The sequence below is a fragment of the Agromyces agglutinans genome (assembly GCF_009647605.1).
GTDB lineage: Bacteria > Actinomycetota > Actinomycetes > Actinomycetales > Microbacteriaceae > Agromyces > Agromyces agglutinans.
This window is the reverse complement of the sequence record NZ_WJIF01000009.1, coordinates 91,022-108,514: the sequence shown is the minus strand read 5'-3', so window position 1 is coordinate 108,514 and position 17,493 is coordinate 91,022. Positions and strand designations below refer to the sequence as shown.

Genomic DNA, 17,493 nt, shown 5'->3' with positions numbered 1-17,493 from the left:
ATGCGTCGTCGATGGGGCTGACGTTTCGATGATTGCACATGCATCATATGGCCCATCTTCGATCAGCTCAATGCGTGTTCGATGCACACCGTGTGATTGTCAGGAACCTGAACAAAATCCGATAACGAATCCGCCGCAGGAGTTGACGGCGCTGGGGTGGGGGCATAGATTCCGTTCCCGGGTGAAGGAACCTGATCGATTCACCCGAGAAACGTTCATGAAACGTCACTGTGATCCAGTGGCGTCTTGGACACCGCACCGGCGCGCTGATCCACTCGTCCCGGTGCACCATCCACCAGAGTGAGGACACAGCAATGAAGAAGAGCATGCGCTTCGGTGCCGCGATCGCGCTCGCCGCGACCGCCTCCCTGACGCTCGCCTCGTGCGGCTTCGGCGGTTCGAACGGCGACGAGGGCGAGGGCGGTGGCACCACCCTCGACCTGCTCGTGCCGAGCTACTCCGACAACACCCAGGCTCTCTGGGACGACGTGATCGCGGGCTTCGAAGAGGAGAACCCCGACATCGACGTGAAGCTGCAGGTCGAGTCGTGGGACAACCTCGAGACGGTCATCTCCACGCAGATCCAGGGCGGCGAGGCCCCCGACATCTACAACGGCGGCCCATTCGCGGGCTTCGCGGCCGACGAACTGCTCTACCCCGTCGAAGAGGTCGTCAGCGCCGAGACCCTCTCCGACTTCCAGGACTCGTTCCTCGCCAACGCCGAGGTCGACGGCACCGCCTACGCCCTGCCGTTCATCGCATCGGCCCGTGCGCTCTTCGTCAACAACGCGCTGCTCGAGCAGGCCGGCGTCGCCGAGGCGCCGAAGACCTGGGACGAGCTGCTCGATGCCGCCACCAAGGTCTCGGCGCTCGGCAACGGCATCGCCGGCTACGGCATGCCCCTCGGCTCCGAGGAGGCGCAGGCCGAGGCGGCCGTGTGGCTCTGGGGCGGCGGCGGCACGTTCGGCGACGCCGATGCCATCACGATCGACGACCCGTCGAATCTTCCCGGTGCCGAGCAGGTCAAGGCGATGATCGACGCGGGTGCGACCCAGGCCGATCCCGGCTCGACCGACCGCTCGCCGCTGATGGACATCTTCATCCAGGGCCAGATCGGCATGCAGGTGGGCCTGCCCCCGACCGTCGGCCAGATCGAGGAGAACAACCCCGAGCTGGACTACTCGATCGTGCCCATCCCCACGCAGGACGGCAGCCCCTTCACGCTCGGCGTCATGGACCAGCTCATGGCGTTCCAGAACGACGGCGACAAGCAGGAGGCGATCACGGCGTTCTTCGACTACTTCTACTCGTCCGACGTGTACGTGCCGTGGGTGCAGGGCGAGGGCTTCCTCCCCGTCACGAAGTCGGGCGCAGAGGCACTCGGCGGCGAGGAGGCGCTGAAGGCCTTCCTCGACGTGCTCCCCGACGCCCAGTTCTACCCGAGCACCAACCCGCAGTGGTCGGCCGCCGACTCGGCGTTCAAGGCCCTGTTCGGCCAGATCCAGACGAAGTCGGCGCAGGAGGTCCTCACGGAGATCCAGGCGCAGGTCGACGCGTCCTAGTCGACCGGCTCGCACCAGCGGAGAGGGATCGGTGAACCACCAGTCATGAGCACCACCACTGAGACCGCATCGACCCCGACGGGGGCGGCCACCGGCCGCCCCCGCTCCGGCGCCGCACCCGAGGGTCGCCGGCCGAGGGGCCGCGACCTGCTCCACGCGCTGCCGTGGATCGGGCCCGCGCTCATCCTGATCTTCGGCGTCGTGCTGTTCCCGGCCGTCGTCATGTTCGTCAACTCGACCCGCGACATCTCGATCTCGGGCGTCGACCAGGGATCGGTCGGCTTCGACAACTACCTCGAGGTCTTCTCCTTCCCCTACTTCTGGCCGATCTTCGGCCGCACGATCGTGTGGGTCGTCGTCGTCGTCGCGGCGACCGTGGTGATCTCGCTCGGGCTCGCGCAACTGCTCAACAAGGCGTTCCCCGGCCGCCAGCTCGTGCGGCTCGCGGTCATCATCCCGTGGGCGGCATCCGTCGTGATGACGACCATGGTCGTCTACTACGGGCTCGAGCCGTACTTCGGCATCATCAACACGTTCCTCGTCGACATCGGGCTCGTCGACACGCCCGAGGGCTACGGCTGGACCCGCAACCCCGACACCGCGTTCGCCTGGTCGATCGTGATCGCGGTCTTCGTGTCGCTGCCCTTCACGACCTACACGATCCTCGCCGGTCTGCAGACCGTGCCCGGCGAGGTGCTCGAGGCCGCGAAGATGGACGGCGCAGGACCCGTGCGCACCTACTGGGGCGTCGTGCTCCCGCAGCTGCGCAGCGCACTCGCCGTCGCGGTGCTGATCAACATCATCAACGTGTTCAACTCGCTGCCGATCCTGAAGGTGATGACCGGGTCGATCCCCGGCTACGACGCCGACACGATCATGACGATGATCTTCAAGTACATCCAGAACCAGCACAAGGTCGATGTCGCGAGCGCCCTCTCGGTCGTCGCGTTCCTCATCGTCATCGTGATCGTCGCGGTCTACGTGCGCGTGGTCAAGCCCATGAAGGAGGTCTGACCGTGGCCGTCACCGCCCCCGCCTTCGAGACCATCGCCCCGCCCGTTAAGCGTCGACGCCGCTGGACGCAGGACCAGGTGAGCCTGCCGCGCGTGCTGCTGCGCATGCTCGCCGGCGTCGTCGTGCTGCTCGTGTTCATCCTCCCGTACACGATCATGTTCTTCGGATCCGTCAAGACGAAGGCGCAGATCCGCTCGGTCGACCCGACCTACTTCCCCACGGAGTGGCACTGGGAGAACTACCTCACGATGTGGTCGACGCCCGAGACGCCGCTCGTGCAGAACCTCATCTCGACGATCGTCATCTCGGTCTTCGCGACGCTGCTCGTGCTGGCGGTGGCGATGCCGGCGGCGTACTACACGGCCCGCTTCCGATTCCCGGGCCGCATGGTGTTCCTCTTCCTCGTGATCGTCACGCAGATGCTGCAGCCCGCGGTGCTGACCTCGGGCCTGTTCCGCCAGTTCGTCGGGCTGGGCCTCGTCGACACGTGGGCGGCGATGATCCTCATCAACGCCGCGTTCAACCTCTCGTTCGCCGTGTGGATCATGCACTCGTTCTTCGCAGGCGTGCCGAAGGAGATCGACGAGGCCGCGCAGATCGACGGCGCCGGACGCCTCACCGTGCTGTTCCGCATCCAGCTGCCGCTCGTGTGGCCGGGCATCGTCACGGCGATCGTGTTCACGTTCGTGGCGTGCTGGAACGAGTTCGCGGCATCCCTCGTGATCCTCTCGACGGCCGGCAACCAGCCGCTCTCGGTCGCGCTCACGAAGTTCGTCGGACAGTACGAGACCAGCTGGCACTACGTGTTCGGCGTCTCGGTCGTGGCCATCATCCCGGTCGTCGTGCTCTTCATGCTGATCGAGAAGCGCCTGGTCGGCGGCCTCACCGCGGGCAGCGTCAAGTAGCCGGCTGCCCCGCGCCGGGGTCGCCGCCGGGGCGCGGGGCAGGTTCGGGCCTAGGCCCCGCGCGCGGGCGGGCTACCCCCGCCAGGGCACCCCGCGCACGCGGTGGTACTCGGTGCCCGAGGCATCCCAGTGCTCGCCGAGCGTCGCGACCCGTGACAGGAAGCCCTCGACGTCGCGACCCGCCTCGGCGTCTGCCGGTGCCGGCGACCAGCCGAGCTCGGCGATCGCGGTGAGGCGCGGGAAGGCCATGAACTCGACCTCCTCGATCGTGCGGATCGTCTCGGTCCAGATCGGCGCCTCGACGCCGAGCACGTCGTCCTCGCCGACGCCGGGCACGATCGCGGTGGGCTCCCACGCGTACGCCTCCTCGAGCGTCGTCGGCCCCTTCGCCCACTGCTGGCCGAGCGTGCGGCCGAGGTCGGTCTGGGGGTCGTCGACGTACTTCATGTCGAGGTAGGCGGCGTCGGCGGGCGAGAAGATGACGCGCCCGCCCTGCGCGACGAACGACCTCGTGAGCTCGGCGGCCTCGTCCTCGGCCTCGACGAAGCTCCAGTACTGGCCGACGGTGCCGGGCGGCAGCGCATCGGACGCGCCCATCTCATGCCAGCCGATCACCGTCTTGCCGGTTGCGGCTCCGGCGGCCGTGATGCGCGCGAGCAGCGCCCGGTAGTCCTCGGGCGAGGTCGCGAGCGACTCGTCGCCGCCGAGGTGCAGCCAGGGCCCCGGCGTGAGTTCAGCGACCTCGCGCGTGACGTCGGCGAGGAAGCGGTCGGTGACCTCGGCCCGCTCGGGCGACGCGCAGAGCGAGCTGAAGCCGACCTCGATGCCCTCGTACGGCGCCGGAGCGACGCCGTCGCAGTTCAGCTCGGGGATCGAGGCCAGCGCCGCATTGGTGTGGCCGGGCAGGTCGACCTCGGGGACGATCGTGATGAAGCGCGCGGCTGCGTGGTCGACGATGCGCCGGTAGTCGTCCTTCGTGTAGAAGCCGCCCCCGTCGCCGCCGACCGCGGTCGCGGCACCGACGCCCGTGAGCTCGGGCCACGCGTCGATCTGCAGCCGCCAGCCCTGGTCGTCGGTCAGGTGGAGGTGCAGCACGTTCAGCTTCAGCAGGGCGATGGCGTCGAGGTAGCGCAGCACGTCGTCGACGGGGAGGAAGTGGCGCGCGACGTCGAGCATGGCCCCGCGGTACGCGAAGCGCGGGCGGTCGTCCACGGATGCCGCGGGGGCGGCGTATCCGTCGGGCGCGGCGTATCCGTCGGGCGCGGCGGCACCGGATGCCTCGGCCCGGGCCGCTGCGGACGCCGTGCCCGAGGCATCCGCCGGCAGCAGCAGGAGCAGCGACTGCGTGCCGCGGAAGAGCCCGGCAGCGGCATCCGCCTCGATGCGCGCCCCGTCGGCGCCGGTGTCGAGCCGGTAGGCCTCGCTCCCGATGCCGAGGACGCCGGCGTCGTCGGCCCGGCCCCCGGCGTTGGCCGCGTCGTCGGCCGCGTCGCCGGCCGCGCCCGCGCTCGTCACCGCGAGCACGACGTCGGATGCCTCGCCCGTCTCGCCTTCGACGATCGGCAGGTCGAAGCCGGTGCCGGTGCGCAGGCGGTCGGCGAGCAGCTCGGCGACCCCGAGCGCGCCCTCGCCCGAGGCGACGATGCGCGTCGCCGACGTGAGGCGGAAGGGATCGCGGTCGGGGTACGAGGCCGAGGCGGGCGCGGGCAGGATGCCGGGCACGGCGTCTCCGTTCTGGTCGTGGTCGTCGGACGTGCAGGCGACGAGGCCCGCGGCGAGCGCCGCGGCGACGGCGACGGCCGCGACGGGCCCGGCGCCGGCGCCGGCGAACCTCCCGCGTGCGGGCGTCGGGTGGGGCTTCCGGGCACTGCTGCGTCCTCGCATGCGCGTCCTGTCCGGCCGTCGCCGGCCGCTCGCCGATGCTCGGCGCATCGATGGGAAGGATTCCTTACCGATGATCCTGTCACGCCGTTCGCGCGAAGGACAGCCCCGCCGAGGCATCCGTTGCTATGCTCGTCAGGTCGCGACTGGCGTTGAGATGGACACCATCGGGGAGCGACTGGTACGGACCGACCGCACGCCTGGGCCGGTACGCGAACCTCGTGGCGCGAGTCGCCCGAGGCATATCCGCAATGGTCCGTCCCATCCCGCAAAGGAGCCAGTCTTGGCCGAATCCGCCAGCACCCCCGAATCCGTCTTCAACCAGCCGCTCGCCGTCGTCGATCCCGAGATCGCCGAGGTGCTCGACCTCGAGCTGGGCCGCCAGCGCGACTACCTCGAGATGATCGCGAGCGAGAACTTCGTGCCCGTCTCGGTGCTGCAGTCGCAGGGCAGCGTGCTGACCAACAAGTACGCCGAGGGCTACCCGGGCCGCCGGTACTACGGCGGCTGCGAGTACGTCGACGTCGCCGAGAACCTCGCCATCGAGCGCGCGAAGAGCCTGTTCGGCGCCGAGTACGCGAACGTGCAGCCGCACTCGGGCGCCTCGGCGAACGCGGCGGTGCTGAGCGCCATCGCGACGCCGGGCGACACGATCCTCGGCCTCGAGCTCGCGCACGGCGGCCACCTCACGCACGGCATGAAGCTGAACTTCTCGGGCAAGCTCTACAACGCCGTCGCGTACGGCGTCGACCCCGAGACGTTCCGCGTCGACATGGACCGCGTGCGCGACGCCGCCCTCGAGCACAAGCCCCAGGTGCTCATCGCGGGCTGGTCGGCCTACCCGCGTCACCTCGACTTCGCCGCGTTCCGCGCGATCGCCGACGAGGTGGGCGCGAAGCTCTGGGTCGACATGGCGCACTTCGCGGGCCTCGTCGCCGCGGGCCTGCACCCCTCGCCCGTGCCGTACGCCGACGTGGTGTCGAGCACCGTGCACAAGACGATCGGCGGCCCTCGCTCGGGCTTCATCCTCTCGCGCGACACCGAGCTCGCGAAGAAGCTGAACTCGAACGTGTTCCCCGGCCAGCAGGGCGGTCCGCTCATGCACGTGATCGCCGCCAAGGCGACCGCGTTCAAGATCGCGGCGTCCGAGGAGTTCAAGGACCGCCAGGAGCGCACGATCCGCGGCGCGCAGATCCTCGCCGAGCGCCTCACGGCCGACGACTCGCGGGCCGCGGGCGTCGACGTGCTCACGGGCGGCACCGACGTGCACCTCGTGCTCGCCGACCTGCGCAACTCCGAGCTCGACGGCCAGCAGGCCGAAGACCTGCTGCACGAGGCGCTCATCACCGTGAACCGCAACGCGGTGCCGTTCGACCCGCGCCCGCCGATGGTGACCTCGGGCCTTCGCATCGGCACGCCGGCGCTCGCGACGCGCGGCTTCGGCGACGCCGAGTTCACCGAGGTCGCCGACATCATCGCCGAGACGCTGAAGGGCGGTGCGGATGTCGCCGCGCTCCGCGCGCGTGTGGAGGCCCTCACGGCGCGGTTCCCGCTGTACCCGGGCCTCCAGCAGTAGAGGGGGAGTCCGCATGACCGCGGTCAAGCTGGACGGCGTCGCGACCGCGACGGCCGTGAAGAACGAACTGGCGTCGCGCATCGCGCGCCTGCGATCGCACGGCGTCGTGCCGGGCCTCGGCACGCTGCTCGTGGGCGACGACCCGGGTTCGCGCTCGTACGTCGCGGGCAAGCATCGCGACTGCGCGGAGGTCGGCATCGAGTCGATCCGCGTCGACCTGCCCGCCTCGGCGACCACCGCCGACGTGCGGGCCGCGATCCGGGATCTCAACGCGGCGCGCGAGGTCACGGGCTACATCGTGCAGCTGCCCCTTCCCGCGGGCCACGATGAGAACGCGATGCTCGAGCTCATCGATCCCGACAAGGACGCCGACGGCCTGCACCCGACGAACCTCGGCCGCCTCGTGCTCGGCATCGAGGGCGATCTGCACTCGCCACTGCCCTGCACGCCGGCGGGCATCGTCGAGATGCTGCGCCGGTACGAGGTCCCGATCCGCGGGCAGCACGTCACCGTGATCGGCCGTGGGCTCACCGTCGGCCGGCCGCTCGGGCTGCTCTTCACGCGCAAGGGGCTCGACGCGACCGTCACCCTCACGCACTCGCGCACGACCGACCTGGCCGCCGAGGTGCGCCGGGCCGACATCGTGGTCGCCGCGGTGGGCGTGCCGCACCTCGTGCAGCCCGAGTGGGTGAAGCCCGGCGCGGCCGTGCTCGACGTGGGCATCACGCGCGTGCAGGACGAGGAGACCGGCAAGGGCCGGCTCACGGGCGACGTCGATCCGGCCGTCGCCGAGGTCGCGGGCTTCCTCTCGCCGAACCCGGGCGGCGTCGGGCCGATGACCCGCGCGATGCTGCTCGCCAACGTCGTGAAGGCGGCCGAGTACCAGCTGCGCGGCTGACCCCGCGCGAGCGACGAGCGAACAGATGCCCCGGGCCGCGGCCCGGGGCATCCGTCGTCCGCCCCACTCGTCCACCGGGCGCCCCCGCAGCGTTCACCGGAGGGCAACCGGTCGGTCACGTCGCCGACGTAGCGTGCCCGCATGGCTCGACCGAACCCCGGCACCCGTGGCGTCGCCGTGGCGATCATCCCCGCCCGCGGCGGGTCGAAGGGGCTGCCCGGCAAGAACGTGATGCGCGTGGGCGGCGTGCCGCTCGTCGCGCGGGCGATCGCCGCCGCGCGGGCCGCCGAGACGGTGGGCCGCGTGGTCGTCACGACCGACGACGAGGAGATCGCGCGGGTCGCGCGTGCCGCGGGGGCGCACGTGGTCGACCGTCCCGCCGAGCTCGCCGGCGACGCGGCGTCGAGTGAATCGGCGCTGCGGCATGCGCTCGACGCGCTCGACGCGATCGCCGGTGAGACGGTGCCGGCCGGTGCCGCGCAGTCCGCCCCCGCACACGGCGCGGACGGGGCATCCGTCGTCCTCTTCATCCAGGCGACCTCGCCGTTCATCGACCCGGCCGATCTCGATGCGGCCGTCGCACAGGTGGCCGGCGGCACTTCCGACAGCGTCTTCTCGGCGGTGCCGAGCCACGCGTTCCTGTGGCGCGAGGTCGCCGGCAGCGCGCACGTCGGCTACGGCGGGGGCGCGATCGGCGTGAACCACGACGCCTCGGTGCGGCTGCGCCGCCAGGAGCGGCCTGCCGAGTTCCGCGAGACGGGCGCGTTCTACGCGATGCGTGCCGCCGGATTCCGCGAGGCCGGGCACCGGTTCTTCGGACGCATCGCGGTGCAGCTCGTGCCCGAGCTGCACGGCGTCGAGATCGACACGGCGGCCGACCTCGTCGTCGCGCAGGCCCTCGCGAACCTCATCGACGGAGGCGTGCACGGCATCGACGTCGACGCCGTCGTCACCGACTTCGACGGCGTGCACACCGACGACACCGCGATCGTCGGCGAGGCGGGCGTCGAGTTCGTGCGCGTCAGCCGCAGCGACGGCGCGGGGGTCGCCCGGCTCCGCGAGGCCGGCGTGCCGGTGCTGATCCTCTCGGCCGAGACGCACCCGGTGGTCTCGGCGCGGGCGGCCAAGCTGGGCGTCGAGGTGCGCCAGGGCATCGCCGACAAGGGCGCCGCCCTTCGCGACTGGGCCGCCGAGCGGGGCATCCGGCTCGACCGCGTGGCCTACCTCGGCAATGACCGCGGCGACCTGCCCGCGCTCGAACTCGTCGGCTGGCCGATCGCGGTCGCCGACGCGATCCCCGACGTCAAGCGCGTCGCGCGCGTCGTGCTCGAGCGGGCAGGCGGCCAGGGCGCCGTCCGCGAGCTCGCCGACGCGGTGCTCGCCGTGCGCGAGCCGGCCGAGCAGCGCGAGCCGGTCTCGCCGGCCCGGCCGGGCGAGCCCGCACCCCACGACCACCGATCCGTCCCAGCCAGCGCCATCGAAGGAGCCTGACATGTCCGTCCGCATCGGCCGCCACGAGGTCGGCGACGACCGTCCCGTCTACGTCATCGCCGAGATCGGCCTCAACCACAACGGCGACCTCGAGCTCGCGAAGCGGCTCATCGACGTCGCCGCGGCATCCGGATGCCAGGCCGTGAAGTTCCAGAAGCGCACGCCAGAGCTCGCGACGCCCGAGCACATGAAGGACGTCCCGCGGGAGACCCCGTGGGGCACGATGACCTACCTCGACTACCGCCGCCGCGTGGAGTTCGGGCTCGACGAGTACCTCGAGGTCGCCCGCTACGCCGACCTCGCGGGCCTCGACTGGTTCGCGTCGCCGTGGGACGAGCCGTCGGTCGACTTCCTCGAGGCCGTCGGCACCGCGGCGCACAAGGTCGCCTCGGCTTCGGTCACCGACCTGCCGCTGCTGCGCGCGATCGCCGCGACCGGCAAGCCCGTGATCCTCTCGACCGGCATGTCGACGATCGGCGAGATCGACGAGGCCGTCGCGACGCTCGGCGGCACCGAGACCGGCCGGCTCGTCATGCTGCACGCCACGTCGAGCTACCCGATGCCGCACGAGGAGGCGAACCTGCGCACCATCCAGACGCTGCGCGGCCGCTACGAGGGCGTGCCGATCGGCTACTCGGGTCACGAGCGGGGCCTGCAGATCTCGCTCGCCGCGGTCGCCCTCGGCGCGGTCGCGGTCGAACGGCACATCACGCTCGATCGCACCATGTGGGGCAGCGACCACTCGGCCTCGCTCGAGCCGCAGGGGCTCGAGCACCTCGTGCGCGACATCCGCATCATCGAGACGGCGATGGGCGACGGCGTGAAGCGCGTGTTCCCGGGTGAGCTCGCGCCCAAGGCCAAGCTGCGCCGGGTGCTCGTGTGACCCAGGGCCCGCAGCCCGCGGGCGCCGACGCGGCGCAGGCCGAGGCCGCGCAGCGGCGCCTGCTCGTCGTCAGCGACTCGGATTCGTACACGAAGTGGGGCGCCGCGCTCGCGTCGCGGCTGCCGGGCGGATGGCACGCCGACCTCGCCGTGCTCGCGACCGACGTGGGTCCCAGCCCGCGCCAACTCGCGTCGGCGCTCGCCGACACCCGCTGGGCGACGGATGCCCCGCACCGCGTGCACCTCGACGACCTCGCGGGGCTCGTCGGCGAATTGCGCCCCGACGCGGTGCTGCTCGCGCTGCGCGGCCCGCTCGTCCGGGTGACGGCCCCCGTGCTGCACGCGCTCGCCGATCGGCCCGTGCTCGTGTCGGGCTTCCCGGGCCTCACCATCCCCGCCGTGCCGAAGGCGATCATCTACCGCGAGCAGGTCGACCTGGTGGTCCTGCACAGTCGGCGCGAGGTGCGCGACTTCGCGGCCCTCGCGGCGGGACTCCCGGCGGCGCCTGCCTTCGGTCTCGCCAGCCTGGCGTTCCTCGCCGACGCGGCGGCCGTCGAACGGCGGGCGGATGCCTCGGACGTCGTCTTCGCCGTGCAGGCCAAGGTGCCGGCGACCCGTGAGGAGCGGATCGCGCTCGTCGGCATCCTCGGCGAGGCCGCGCGACGCCGTCCGAACCGCCGCCTCGTGGTGAAGGTCCGCGCGCGGGCCGGGGAGGCCCAGACCCACGCGGAAGAGCACGACCTCGCCGAGCTCATCGCCGACCCGGAGGTCACGCGCGAGCTGGGCTTCACGCTCCCGCCGAACCTCGTCGTGGAAGACGGCCCGATGACCGCCCACCTGGCACGCGCCGAGGCGCTCGTCACGGTCAGTTCGACCGCGGTGCTCGAAGCGATCGCCGCGGGCGTGCCGGCTCTGCTGCTCGACGACTTCGGCGTCGGCCCGAAGCAGCTGAACACGGTCTTCGAGGGCAGCGGGCTGTTCGGCGACGGGCAGGCGCTCGCCGCGGGGGAGTGGCGCACGCCCGACCCCGCGTGGCTCGACGACAACTACTTCCACGACCCCGCCGACGACGACTGGCTGGCGCGCCTGGCCGAACTGCTCGAGGCGAGGGATGCCGCGCCCCTGCCCGTGCTGGTGCGGCGGCACAACCTCACGGGCGGTGCGCTGCGCCGGGCGTTCGAGCGGAAGAAGATGCTCGGTTCGCACGACGGATCGGCGCTCGGCGCGGTGGCGATGGGCGTCGCGATCCCGGTTCGCGGCACGGTGCGCCTGGCGCGTCGGGTCGTGCGGCAGCTGCGTGGGCAGCAGGCCGCCGAGGTCGCGACCGCTCCTGGCGTCGCTCGACGCGCGGAGTCGACCGGGCTACGCTGACCGGCACGCGGCCCGCTCGGGCCGGGATCGGCGGCGAGGATGCTCCACGGCGATCGCGTCAGCCTTCGCACGGTGCGCGAGGACGACCTGCCCGCGCTCTACCGGGCGCACGAGGACCTGCGCCACCGCGGCGCGTTCTTTCCGCTGGGCGTGCAGTCGGAGTCGCGGTTCCGCCGGGACTTCGCGGAGACCGGGCTCTGGGAGACCGATGAGGGGACCCTCCTCATCATCGATCCGGCCGGTGAGGTCGCGGGCCATATCGAGTTCTTCGTGCCGATCTCGTACTGGGACGCGTACGAGCTGTCATACCTGCTCTACGGCGATCGTTTCGCCGGACACGGCTACACGACCGAGGCGGTGCAGTTGCTGGTCGACTACCTGTTCGGGGCGAAGAAGCGGAACCGGATCCAGCTGGTCATCGTGCCGGAGAACGCCGCGTCGCGCCGGATCGCCGAGAAGTGCGGGTTCACGCTCGAGGGCACCGCGCGCGGTGCGTTCTACAACGGCGGCCGCAATCACGACGTGGTCGTCTACTCGCTGTTGGCCGATGATCCCCGACCGTGGGCGGCCCCGGCCGGCGGCTGAGCCGGTTGCGCCCGACTCCGGGCCGTCAGCCGAGCGACGTCGTGTGCAGTTCGACGTGCCGCAGGTACGCGGCGGCGTTGCGGCGGATGCCCTCGCGCTCGGCATCGGCGAGCTCGCGACGCACCTTCGCCGGCACGCCTGCGACGAGCGAGCCCGGCGGCACGACCGTGCCCTCGAGCACGACCGCGCCCGCCGCGACGAGCGAGCCCGCGCCGATGACGGCGCCGTTCAGCACCGTCGCGCCCATGCCGATGAGGCAGTCGTCCTCGACGGTGCATCCGTGCAGCACCGCGCCGTGACCGACCGAGACGCCGCGCCCGATCGTCAGCGGATAGCCCGCGTCGACGTGGCACACGACGGTGTCCTGGAGGTTCGCGTTCTCGCCGAGCACGATCGGCTCGGCCTCGGCGCGCAGCACGGCGTGGTACCAGACGCTCGATCCGGCTTCGAGCCGGACGTTGCCGACGATCGTCGCGCCGGGGGCGACGAAGGCGGTGTCGTCGATCGACGGCGCCGGGATTCCGGCGAGGGGGATGACTCGGGCGGCGGGGTCGGCACTCATGCGGCCAGCCTACGGCGGCGCGCCTGCGCGATGAGGCGGATGAGGGCGCCGACGGCGAAGACCGCGGTGCCGCCGACGACGGCCTGCCACGGCAGGGTCGCGACGAGCACGACGCAGCCGACGGCGCCGAGCGCCGACAGCCAGCGCGGGGCGAGTCGCTCGGAGGACGGCTGCGTCAGCGCCGCGAGGTTCGCGACCAGGTAGTACGCCAGCACGCCGAAGCTCGAGAACCCGATCGCACCGCGCAGGTCGGCCGTGAGCACGAGCGCGATGATCGCGACCGCGACGACGACCTCGGCGACCCAGGGCACGTGGAACCGCGACGAGACCTTCGCCATGGGTGCCGGCAGCTCCCGGTCGCGCGCCATCGCGAGCGACGTGCGGCCGATGCCCGCGACGAGCGCCAGCAACGCGCCGAGCGCGGCGATCGCCGCGCCCGCCTGTACGACGGGCACCGCGGCATCCCAGCCGACGAGCCGCACGACGTCGGCGAGCGGTGCGTCGGAGCGGGCGAGCGACGCGGCACCGAGGGCGGCGAGCAGCACGACGCCGATCACGGCGTACAGCACGACGACGATGCCGAGCGAGGTCGTGACCGCGCGCGGGATGGTGCGGGCGGGGTCCACGACCTCCTCGCCGAGGGTCGCGACGCGGGCGTACCCGGCGAACGCGAAGAACAACAGGCCCGCCGACTGCAGCACGCCGTACGGGGTGACGGATGCCCCGGCCCCGGAGCCGTCGGGGGAGGCCGGTGCGGCGCCGGCCGCGCCACCGCCGGCCGCAGCGATGACGCCCGCGACGACGACGAGCGCGAGCACGGCGAGCACGACGGCCACGAGCACGGTCGCGACGCGTGCGGTGCGCGTGATGCCGAGCAGGTTGACGCCGGCGATGGCCATGACGGCCGCGACGGCGACCGGGCGTTCCCACCCCGCGGGCACGAGGTAGGCGGCGGCGGTCATCGCCATCGCGGCGCCGCTCGCGGTCTTGCCGATGACGAACCCCCAGCCGGCGAGGAAGCCCGGCCACGCGCCGAGCCGCTCGCGTCCGTATCGGTAGGCGCCCCCCGACTCGGGGTACCTGGCGGCGAGCTGGGCCGTCGACATGGCATTGGCGAAGGCGATGACCGCCGCCACCCCGAGCCCGACGAGCAGCAGGTCGCCAGCGGCCGCGGCGGCGGGGCCGAACGCGCCGAAGACGCCCGCGCCGATCATGGCCGCGAGCCCGATCGCGACCGCGCCGCCGAGTGCGAGGCGGCGGGCGAGTCGGGGTGCGCTGTTCACCCGCGCATCGTAGCGGCTCGATACGATCGGGGGATGACCACGCCCTCCCATCCCGCCGTCGACCGCGTCGCCGAGGCACTCCGTGCCGCAGGCGTCGAGCCGCGCATCACGTGGTTCGACGGCGCCGTGACGACCGCGCAGCTGGCCGCCGACGCGCTCGGCATCGAGGTCGGCCAGATCGCCAACTCGCTCGTGTTCACGATCGACGACGAGCCGATCCTCGTGCTGACCTCGGGGTCGCACCGCGTCGACACCGAATGGCTCGGCGCACAGCTCGGCGGCACCATCCGTCGTGCCTCGAAGGAGGCCGTGAAGGAGGCGACCGGCCAGGTGATCGGCGGCGTCGCGCCGGTCGGGCACCCGGCGCCCGTGCGCACGGTCGTCGACGTCGTGCTCGCCGACTACGACGAGGTCTGGGCCGCGGCCGGCCACGCGAAGACCGTGTTCCCGACCACGTTCGACGAGCTCGTGCGCATCACGGGCGGCACCCCGGGCGAGGTCGAGCCGCGGCTGGAGGCATCGGCATGACCGCCCCCGGCGTGGCCTGGCCGCGCCGGGCCGGCGCGCTCGAGCTGCGCACGCCGACGCTCGAGCTGCTCGAGCAGGTGCTCGTCTGGCGCAACCGGCCGGAGGTCGTGCGGTGGTTGCTGCACACCACGGTCGATCCCGAGACCTTCATCCGGGTCTGGCTGGAGGGCGTCGACGATGCCGACCAGCACACGGCCGTCGCCGTGCTCGACGGCACCGTCATCGGGACCGGTACGCTCCATGTGCACGACGGCATCGGGCAGTTCGACGGCGATGCGTGGCGTCGCTCTGAAGCAGAGCTCGGCTACCTGGTCGCACCGGCGCACGCCGGGAACGGCTACGCGACCGACATCGCGCGCGCCCTGCTCTCGCTCGCGTTCGACGAGCTGGGACTCCGCCGAGTGACCGCGGGATGCTTCGCCGGCAACCCGGCCTCGTGGCGCGTGATGGAGAAGCTCGGCATGCGCCGCGAACAGCACGGTGTCCGCGACTCCTGGCACGCCGAACTCGGGTGGGTCGATGGGTTCACCTATGCGATCCTCGCGGAGGAGTGGGCCGCGACGACGTGACCCCGCCGCGCGCCGGTCGCCGCACCGGCCGCCGCACCGCGTCGGCGCCGCCGCGCCGCGCCCCGACGCAGCCGCGCTCATCGGTATCAGCGGTCGCGCCGCGCCCCGTCGCTCGGCTGCTCGGTGAAGATCACCGGCTCCCGGTAGTCCGCCTCGGCGAACGCGTCGCGAACGGCTCGCGTGACCGCCGGCACGAGGTCGTCGGCGAGCAGCGCGATGGCCGAGCCGCCGAAGCCGCCGCCCGTCATGCGGGCGCCCACGGCGCCGTTCGCCTGCGCGGTCGCCACGGCGAGGTCGATCTCGGGCACGGTGATCTCGAAGTCGTCGCGCATCGACGCGTGCGAGGCATCCAGCAGCGGCCCGATCGCGCCCGGCCCGCGCTCGTGGAGCGTGCGCACGGTGTCGAGCACCCGGCGGTTCTCGGTGAGGATGTGACGGACGCGGCGGAACGTCTCATCGTCGAGCACGGCCTGCGCACGGTCGAGGTCGTCGACGTCGAGGTCGCGCAGCGACGAGACGCCCAGTGCCGCGGCGCCGGCCTCGCACGACGCACGCCGGGCCGCGTAGCCGCCGGTCGCGTGCGCGTGCGTCACCTTGGTGTCGATGACGAGCAGGGTCAGCCCCTCGGCCGCGAAGTGCAGGGGGATGACCTCGGCGTCGAGGCTCCGGCAGTCGAGGAACACGGCCGAGTCGAGGGTGCTCAGCAGCGACGCCGACTGGTCGAGGATGCCGGTCGGGGCGCCGACGACGCGGTTCTCGGCGAGCTGGCCGACCTTCGCGAGCGTCGGTCGGTCGAGGCCGAGGCCCCAGTGCTCGTCGAGCGCGAGCGCCACGGCGCTCTCGAGCGCGGCCGACGACGAGAGCCCGGCGCCGACCGGCACGTCGCTCGTGATGAAGAGGTCGACCCCGCGCGCGTGCGAGAGGTCGCCGCCGAACTCGCCGAGCGCCCAGGCGACGCCCAGCGGGTACGCGGCCCAGTCGGAGACGGCGTCGGGTGCGAGGTCGTCGAGGTGGATCTCGACCGCGTCGGGCGCGAACGAGGTCGCGACGCGGATGACCCGGTCGGCGCGGTCGCCGAGGGCGACCCAGGTGCGCTCGGCGATCGCGAACGGGAACACGAACCCGTCGTTGTAGTCGGTGTGCTCGCCGATGAGGTTCACGCGGCCGGGCGCCGACCACACGCCCGCGGGCGCGCGCCCGTAGTACTCGGTGAACCGCGCCGCGGCGGTTGCGGCGTCGCTCATACGCGGACCCCTTCGATCGCGGCGCGGAGCGCCTGTGCCTGCGCCTCGGGGGCGACGTCGCCGATCCAGGCGCCCATCGCGGCCTCCGAGCCGGCGAGGAACTTGAGCTTGTCGGCGGCGCGCCGCGGGCTGGTCAGCTGCAACGTCAGTCGCACCTCGTCGCGGCGCTCGTGCACGGGCGCCTGGTGCCAGGCGGCGATGTAGGGCGTCGGCGTGTCGTAGAGCGCATCGACGCCGCGCAGGAGCCGCAGGTACACCGAGGCCAGCTCGTCGCGCTCCTCGAGCGTGGTCTCGGCGAAGTCCGGCACGTGGCGGTGCGGCACGAGGTGCACCTCGATCGGCCAGCGCGCCGCGAACGGCACGTAGGCGCTCCAGTGCTCGCCGCGGATGAGCACGCGCGGCCCGTCCAGCTCGCGCGCGATCGCGTCGGCGACGAGCGTCGGCCCGTACGCGTCGATCGAATCCAGCAGCTGCTGGGTGCGCGGCGTCACATAGGGGTAGGAGTAGATCTGGCCGTGGGGGTGGCCGAGGGTGACGCCGATCGCCTCGCCCCGGTTCTCGAACGGGAAGACCTGCTGGACGCCCGGCAGCTGCGACAGCTCCGCAGTGCGGTGCGCCCACGCCTCGATCACGGTGCGCGCGCGGGAGACCGACTGCGTGCCGAACGAACCCTCGTGTTCGGGTGAGAAGCACACGACCTCGCAGCGCCCGATCGACGGCAGCGTGCGCTCGAGGCCGATCGTGCGCGTGTCGGCGAGCTGGTCTGCCGGGGAGGCCGCGGGATCGGCCAAGCCGGGCCCGAACGAGGGCGACTTGTTCTCGATGACCGCGACGTCGTAGCGGCTCGGGATCTCCGACGGGTTGCCGGGCGACTGCGGCGAGAGCGGGTCGAGGTGCGCCGGGGGCAGGAACACGCGGTTCTGCCGGTTGGACGCGATCGAGATCCAGTCGCCCGTGAGCGGGTCCTGGCGCATCTGCGCGGTCGCGGGGCGCGGGTCGAGCGCCCGTTCGTCGAGGGCGCGTTCGGCGCCGAGCGTCGTGTCGGTGTCGTCGAAGTAGATGAGTTCGCGCCCGTCGGCGAGCGCCGAGCGGCGCACCGCGATGCGCGGATCCTGGGTGATCACGCCGCACAGGCTACGCTC

At 72.3% G+C, this 17,493-nt stretch carries 16 protein-coding genes and 1 riboswitch; of the genes, 11 read left to right on the top strand and 5 right to left on the bottom strand.

Features of this window, described 5'->3' with window-relative positions; genetic code table 11:
- Positions 1-314: 314 nt before the first annotated feature.
- The 3 genes from GE115_RS14535 to GE115_RS19285 are packed head-to-tail and all read left to right on the top strand — an operon-like array spanning position 315 to position 3,481.
- Complete coding sequence (locus tag GE115_RS14535) at positions 315-1,562, top strand: extracellular solute-binding protein (RefSeq protein ID WP_153685498.1); 1,248 nt, start codon at positions 315-317, stop codon at positions 1,560-1,562.
- A gap of 45 nt (positions 1,563-1,607) precedes the next feature.
- Positions 1,608-2,576 (top strand): carbohydrate ABC transporter permease, encoded by a 969-nt coding sequence (locus GE115_RS14530; protein WP_153685497.1) that lies wholly within the window; start codon positions 1,608-1,610, stop codon positions 2,574-2,576.
- A 2-nt stretch (positions 2,577-2,578) separates the two neighbouring features.
- A complete protein-coding gene (locus GE115_RS19285) occupies positions 2,579-3,481 on the top strand; it encodes a carbohydrate ABC transporter permease (RefSeq protein ID WP_312855205.1) in 903 nt (300 codons plus the stop codon).
- A gap of 72 nt (positions 3,482-3,553) precedes the next feature.
- Here GE115_RS19285 and GE115_RS14520 read toward each other — a convergent pair whose 3' ends face one another.
- Positions 3,554-5,365 carry a beta-N-acetylhexosaminidase gene (locus GE115_RS14520; protein ID WP_153685496.1) on the bottom strand — a complete coding sequence of 604 codons (1,812 nt, stop codon included), beginning with the start codon at positions 5,363-5,365 and terminating at the stop codon, positions 3,554-3,556.
- Positions 5,366-5,494: 129 nt separating this feature from the next.
- Positions 5,495-5,575, top strand: a riboswitch (ZMP/ZTP riboswitch).
- A 70-nt stretch (positions 5,576-5,645) separates the two neighbouring features.
- On the opposite strand from GE115_RS14520, the gene glyA reads away from it, so the two are divergent.
- The 6 genes from glyA to GE115_RS14490 all read left to right on the top strand — a co-directional run bounded on the left by glyA (position 5,646) and on the right by GE115_RS14490 (position 12,165).
- On the top strand, positions 5,646-6,938 hold the full coding sequence (gene glyA / locus GE115_RS14515; protein ID WP_153685495.1) for a serine hydroxymethyltransferase: 1,293 nt from the start codon (positions 5,646-5,648) through the stop codon (positions 6,936-6,938).
- Between the two features lie 13 nt (positions 6,939-6,951).
- Positions 6,952-7,836, top strand: a complete 885-nt coding sequence (locus GE115_RS14510) for a bifunctional methylenetetrahydrofolate dehydrogenase/methenyltetrahydrofolate cyclohydrolase (protein ID WP_153685494.1) — start codon at positions 6,952-6,954, stop codon at positions 7,834-7,836.
- A gap of 141 nt (positions 7,837-7,977) precedes the next feature.
- Positions 7,978-9,327, top strand: coding sequence for an acylneuraminate cytidylyltransferase (locus GE115_RS14505; protein WP_153685493.1), 1,350 nt, complete (start codon positions 7,978-7,980; stop codon positions 9,325-9,327).
- A 1-nt stretch (position 9,328) separates the two neighbouring features.
- A complete protein-coding gene (locus tag GE115_RS14500) occupies positions 9,329-10,210 on the top strand; it encodes an N-acetylneuraminate synthase family protein (RefSeq protein WP_153685492.1) in 882 nt (293 codons plus the stop codon).
- Positions 10,207-11,580, top strand: coding sequence for a DUF6716 putative glycosyltransferase (locus GE115_RS14495; RefSeq protein ID WP_153685491.1), 1,374 nt, complete (start codon positions 10,207-10,209; stop codon positions 11,578-11,580). Before GE115_RS14500 ends, GE115_RS14495 begins: the two co-directional genes overlap by 4 nt.
- A 39-nt stretch (positions 11,581-11,619) precedes the next feature.
- Positions 11,620-12,165, top strand: a complete 546-nt coding sequence (locus GE115_RS14490) for a GNAT family N-acetyltransferase (RefSeq protein WP_153685490.1) — start codon at positions 11,620-11,622, stop codon at positions 12,163-12,165.
- Positions 12,166-12,190: 25 nt separating this feature from the next.
- Here GE115_RS14490 and GE115_RS14485 read toward each other — a convergent pair whose 3' ends face one another.
- Positions 12,191-12,727, bottom strand: coding sequence for a gamma carbonic anhydrase family protein (locus GE115_RS14485; protein WP_153685489.1), 537 nt, complete (start codon positions 12,725-12,727; stop codon positions 12,191-12,193).
- Positions 12,724-14,010: an APC family permease gene (locus tag GE115_RS14480; RefSeq protein ID WP_312855204.1), complete on the bottom strand. Its 1,287-nt coding sequence runs from the start codon at positions 14,008-14,010 to the stop codon at positions 12,724-12,726. The genes GE115_RS14485 and GE115_RS14480 overlap by 4 nt, the downstream gene beginning before the upstream one ends.
- A 33-nt stretch (positions 14,011-14,043) precedes the next feature.
- On the opposite strand from GE115_RS14480, the gene GE115_RS14475 reads away from it, so the two are divergent.
- Together GE115_RS14475 and GE115_RS14470 are read left to right on the top strand one after the other, a co-directional pair.
- The gene (locus tag GE115_RS14475; protein ID WP_153685487.1) at positions 14,044-14,538 is read left to right on the top strand and encodes a YbaK/EbsC family protein; all 495 of its coding nucleotides are present in this window, start codon (positions 14,044-14,046) and stop codon (positions 14,536-14,538) included.
- Complete coding sequence (locus GE115_RS14470) at positions 14,535-15,107, top strand: GNAT family N-acetyltransferase (protein WP_153685486.1); 573 nt, start codon at positions 14,535-14,537, stop codon at positions 15,105-15,107. The genes GE115_RS14475 and GE115_RS14470 overlap by 4 nt, the downstream gene beginning before the upstream one ends.
- Before the next feature lie 86 nt (positions 15,108-15,193).
- Here GE115_RS14470 and galK read toward each other — a convergent pair whose 3' ends face one another.
- A complete protein-coding gene (gene galK, locus GE115_RS14465) occupies positions 15,194-16,351 on the bottom strand; it encodes a galactokinase (RefSeq protein WP_153685485.1) in 1,158 nt (385 codons plus the stop codon).
- Positions 16,348-17,475, bottom strand: coding sequence for a galactose-1-phosphate uridylyltransferase (gene galT / locus GE115_RS14460; RefSeq protein ID WP_312855203.1), 1,128 nt, complete (start codon positions 17,473-17,475; stop codon positions 16,348-16,350). The genes galK and galT overlap by 4 nt, the downstream gene beginning before the upstream one ends.
- Between the last annotated feature and the right edge of the window lie 18 nt (positions 17,476-17,493).

What these genes read in the sequence shown, in the direction of transcription:
- GE115_RS14500 (WP_153685492.1), top strand. Translation starts at nt 9,329, where the DNA reads ATGTCCGTCCGCATCGGCCGCCACGAGGTCGGCGACGACCGTCCCGTC.
- GE115_RS14510 (WP_153685494.1), top strand. Translation starts at nt 6,952, where the DNA reads ATGACCGCGGTCAAGCTGGACGGCGTCGCGACCGCGACGGCCGTGAAG.
- GE115_RS14535 (WP_153685498.1), top strand. Translation starts at nt 315, where the DNA reads ATGAAGAAGAGCATGCGCTTCGGTGCCGCGATCGCGCTCGCCGCGACC.
- GE115_RS14505 (WP_153685493.1), top strand. Translation starts at nt 7,978, where the DNA reads ATGGCTCGACCGAACCCCGGCACCCGTGGCGTCGCCGTGGCGATCATC.
- galK (WP_153685485.1), bottom strand. Translation starts at nt 16,351, where the DNA reads ATGAGCGACGCCGCAACCGCCGCGGCGCGGTTCACCGAGTACTACGGG.
- GE115_RS14485 (WP_153685489.1), bottom strand. Translation starts at nt 12,727, where the DNA reads ATGAGTGCCGACCCCGCCGCCCGAGTCATCCCCCTCGCCGGAATCCCG.
- GE115_RS14490 (WP_153685490.1), top strand. Translation starts at nt 11,620, where the DNA reads ATGCTCCACGGCGATCGCGTCAGCCTTCGCACGGTGCGCGAGGACGAC.
- GE115_RS14475 (WP_153685487.1), top strand. Translation starts at nt 14,044, where the DNA reads ATGACCACGCCCTCCCATCCCGCCGTCGACCGCGTCGCCGAGGCACTC.
- GE115_RS14530 (WP_153685497.1), top strand. Translation starts at nt 1,608, where the DNA reads ATGAGCACCACCACTGAGACCGCATCGACCCCGACGGGGGCGGCCACC.
- GE115_RS14520 (WP_153685496.1), bottom strand. Translation starts at nt 5,365, where the DNA reads ATGCGAGGACGCAGCAGTGCCCGGAAGCCCCACCCGACGCCCGCACGC.
- GE115_RS14470 (WP_153685486.1), top strand. Translation starts at nt 14,535, where the DNA reads ATGACCGCCCCCGGCGTGGCCTGGCCGCGCCGGGCCGGCGCGCTCGAG.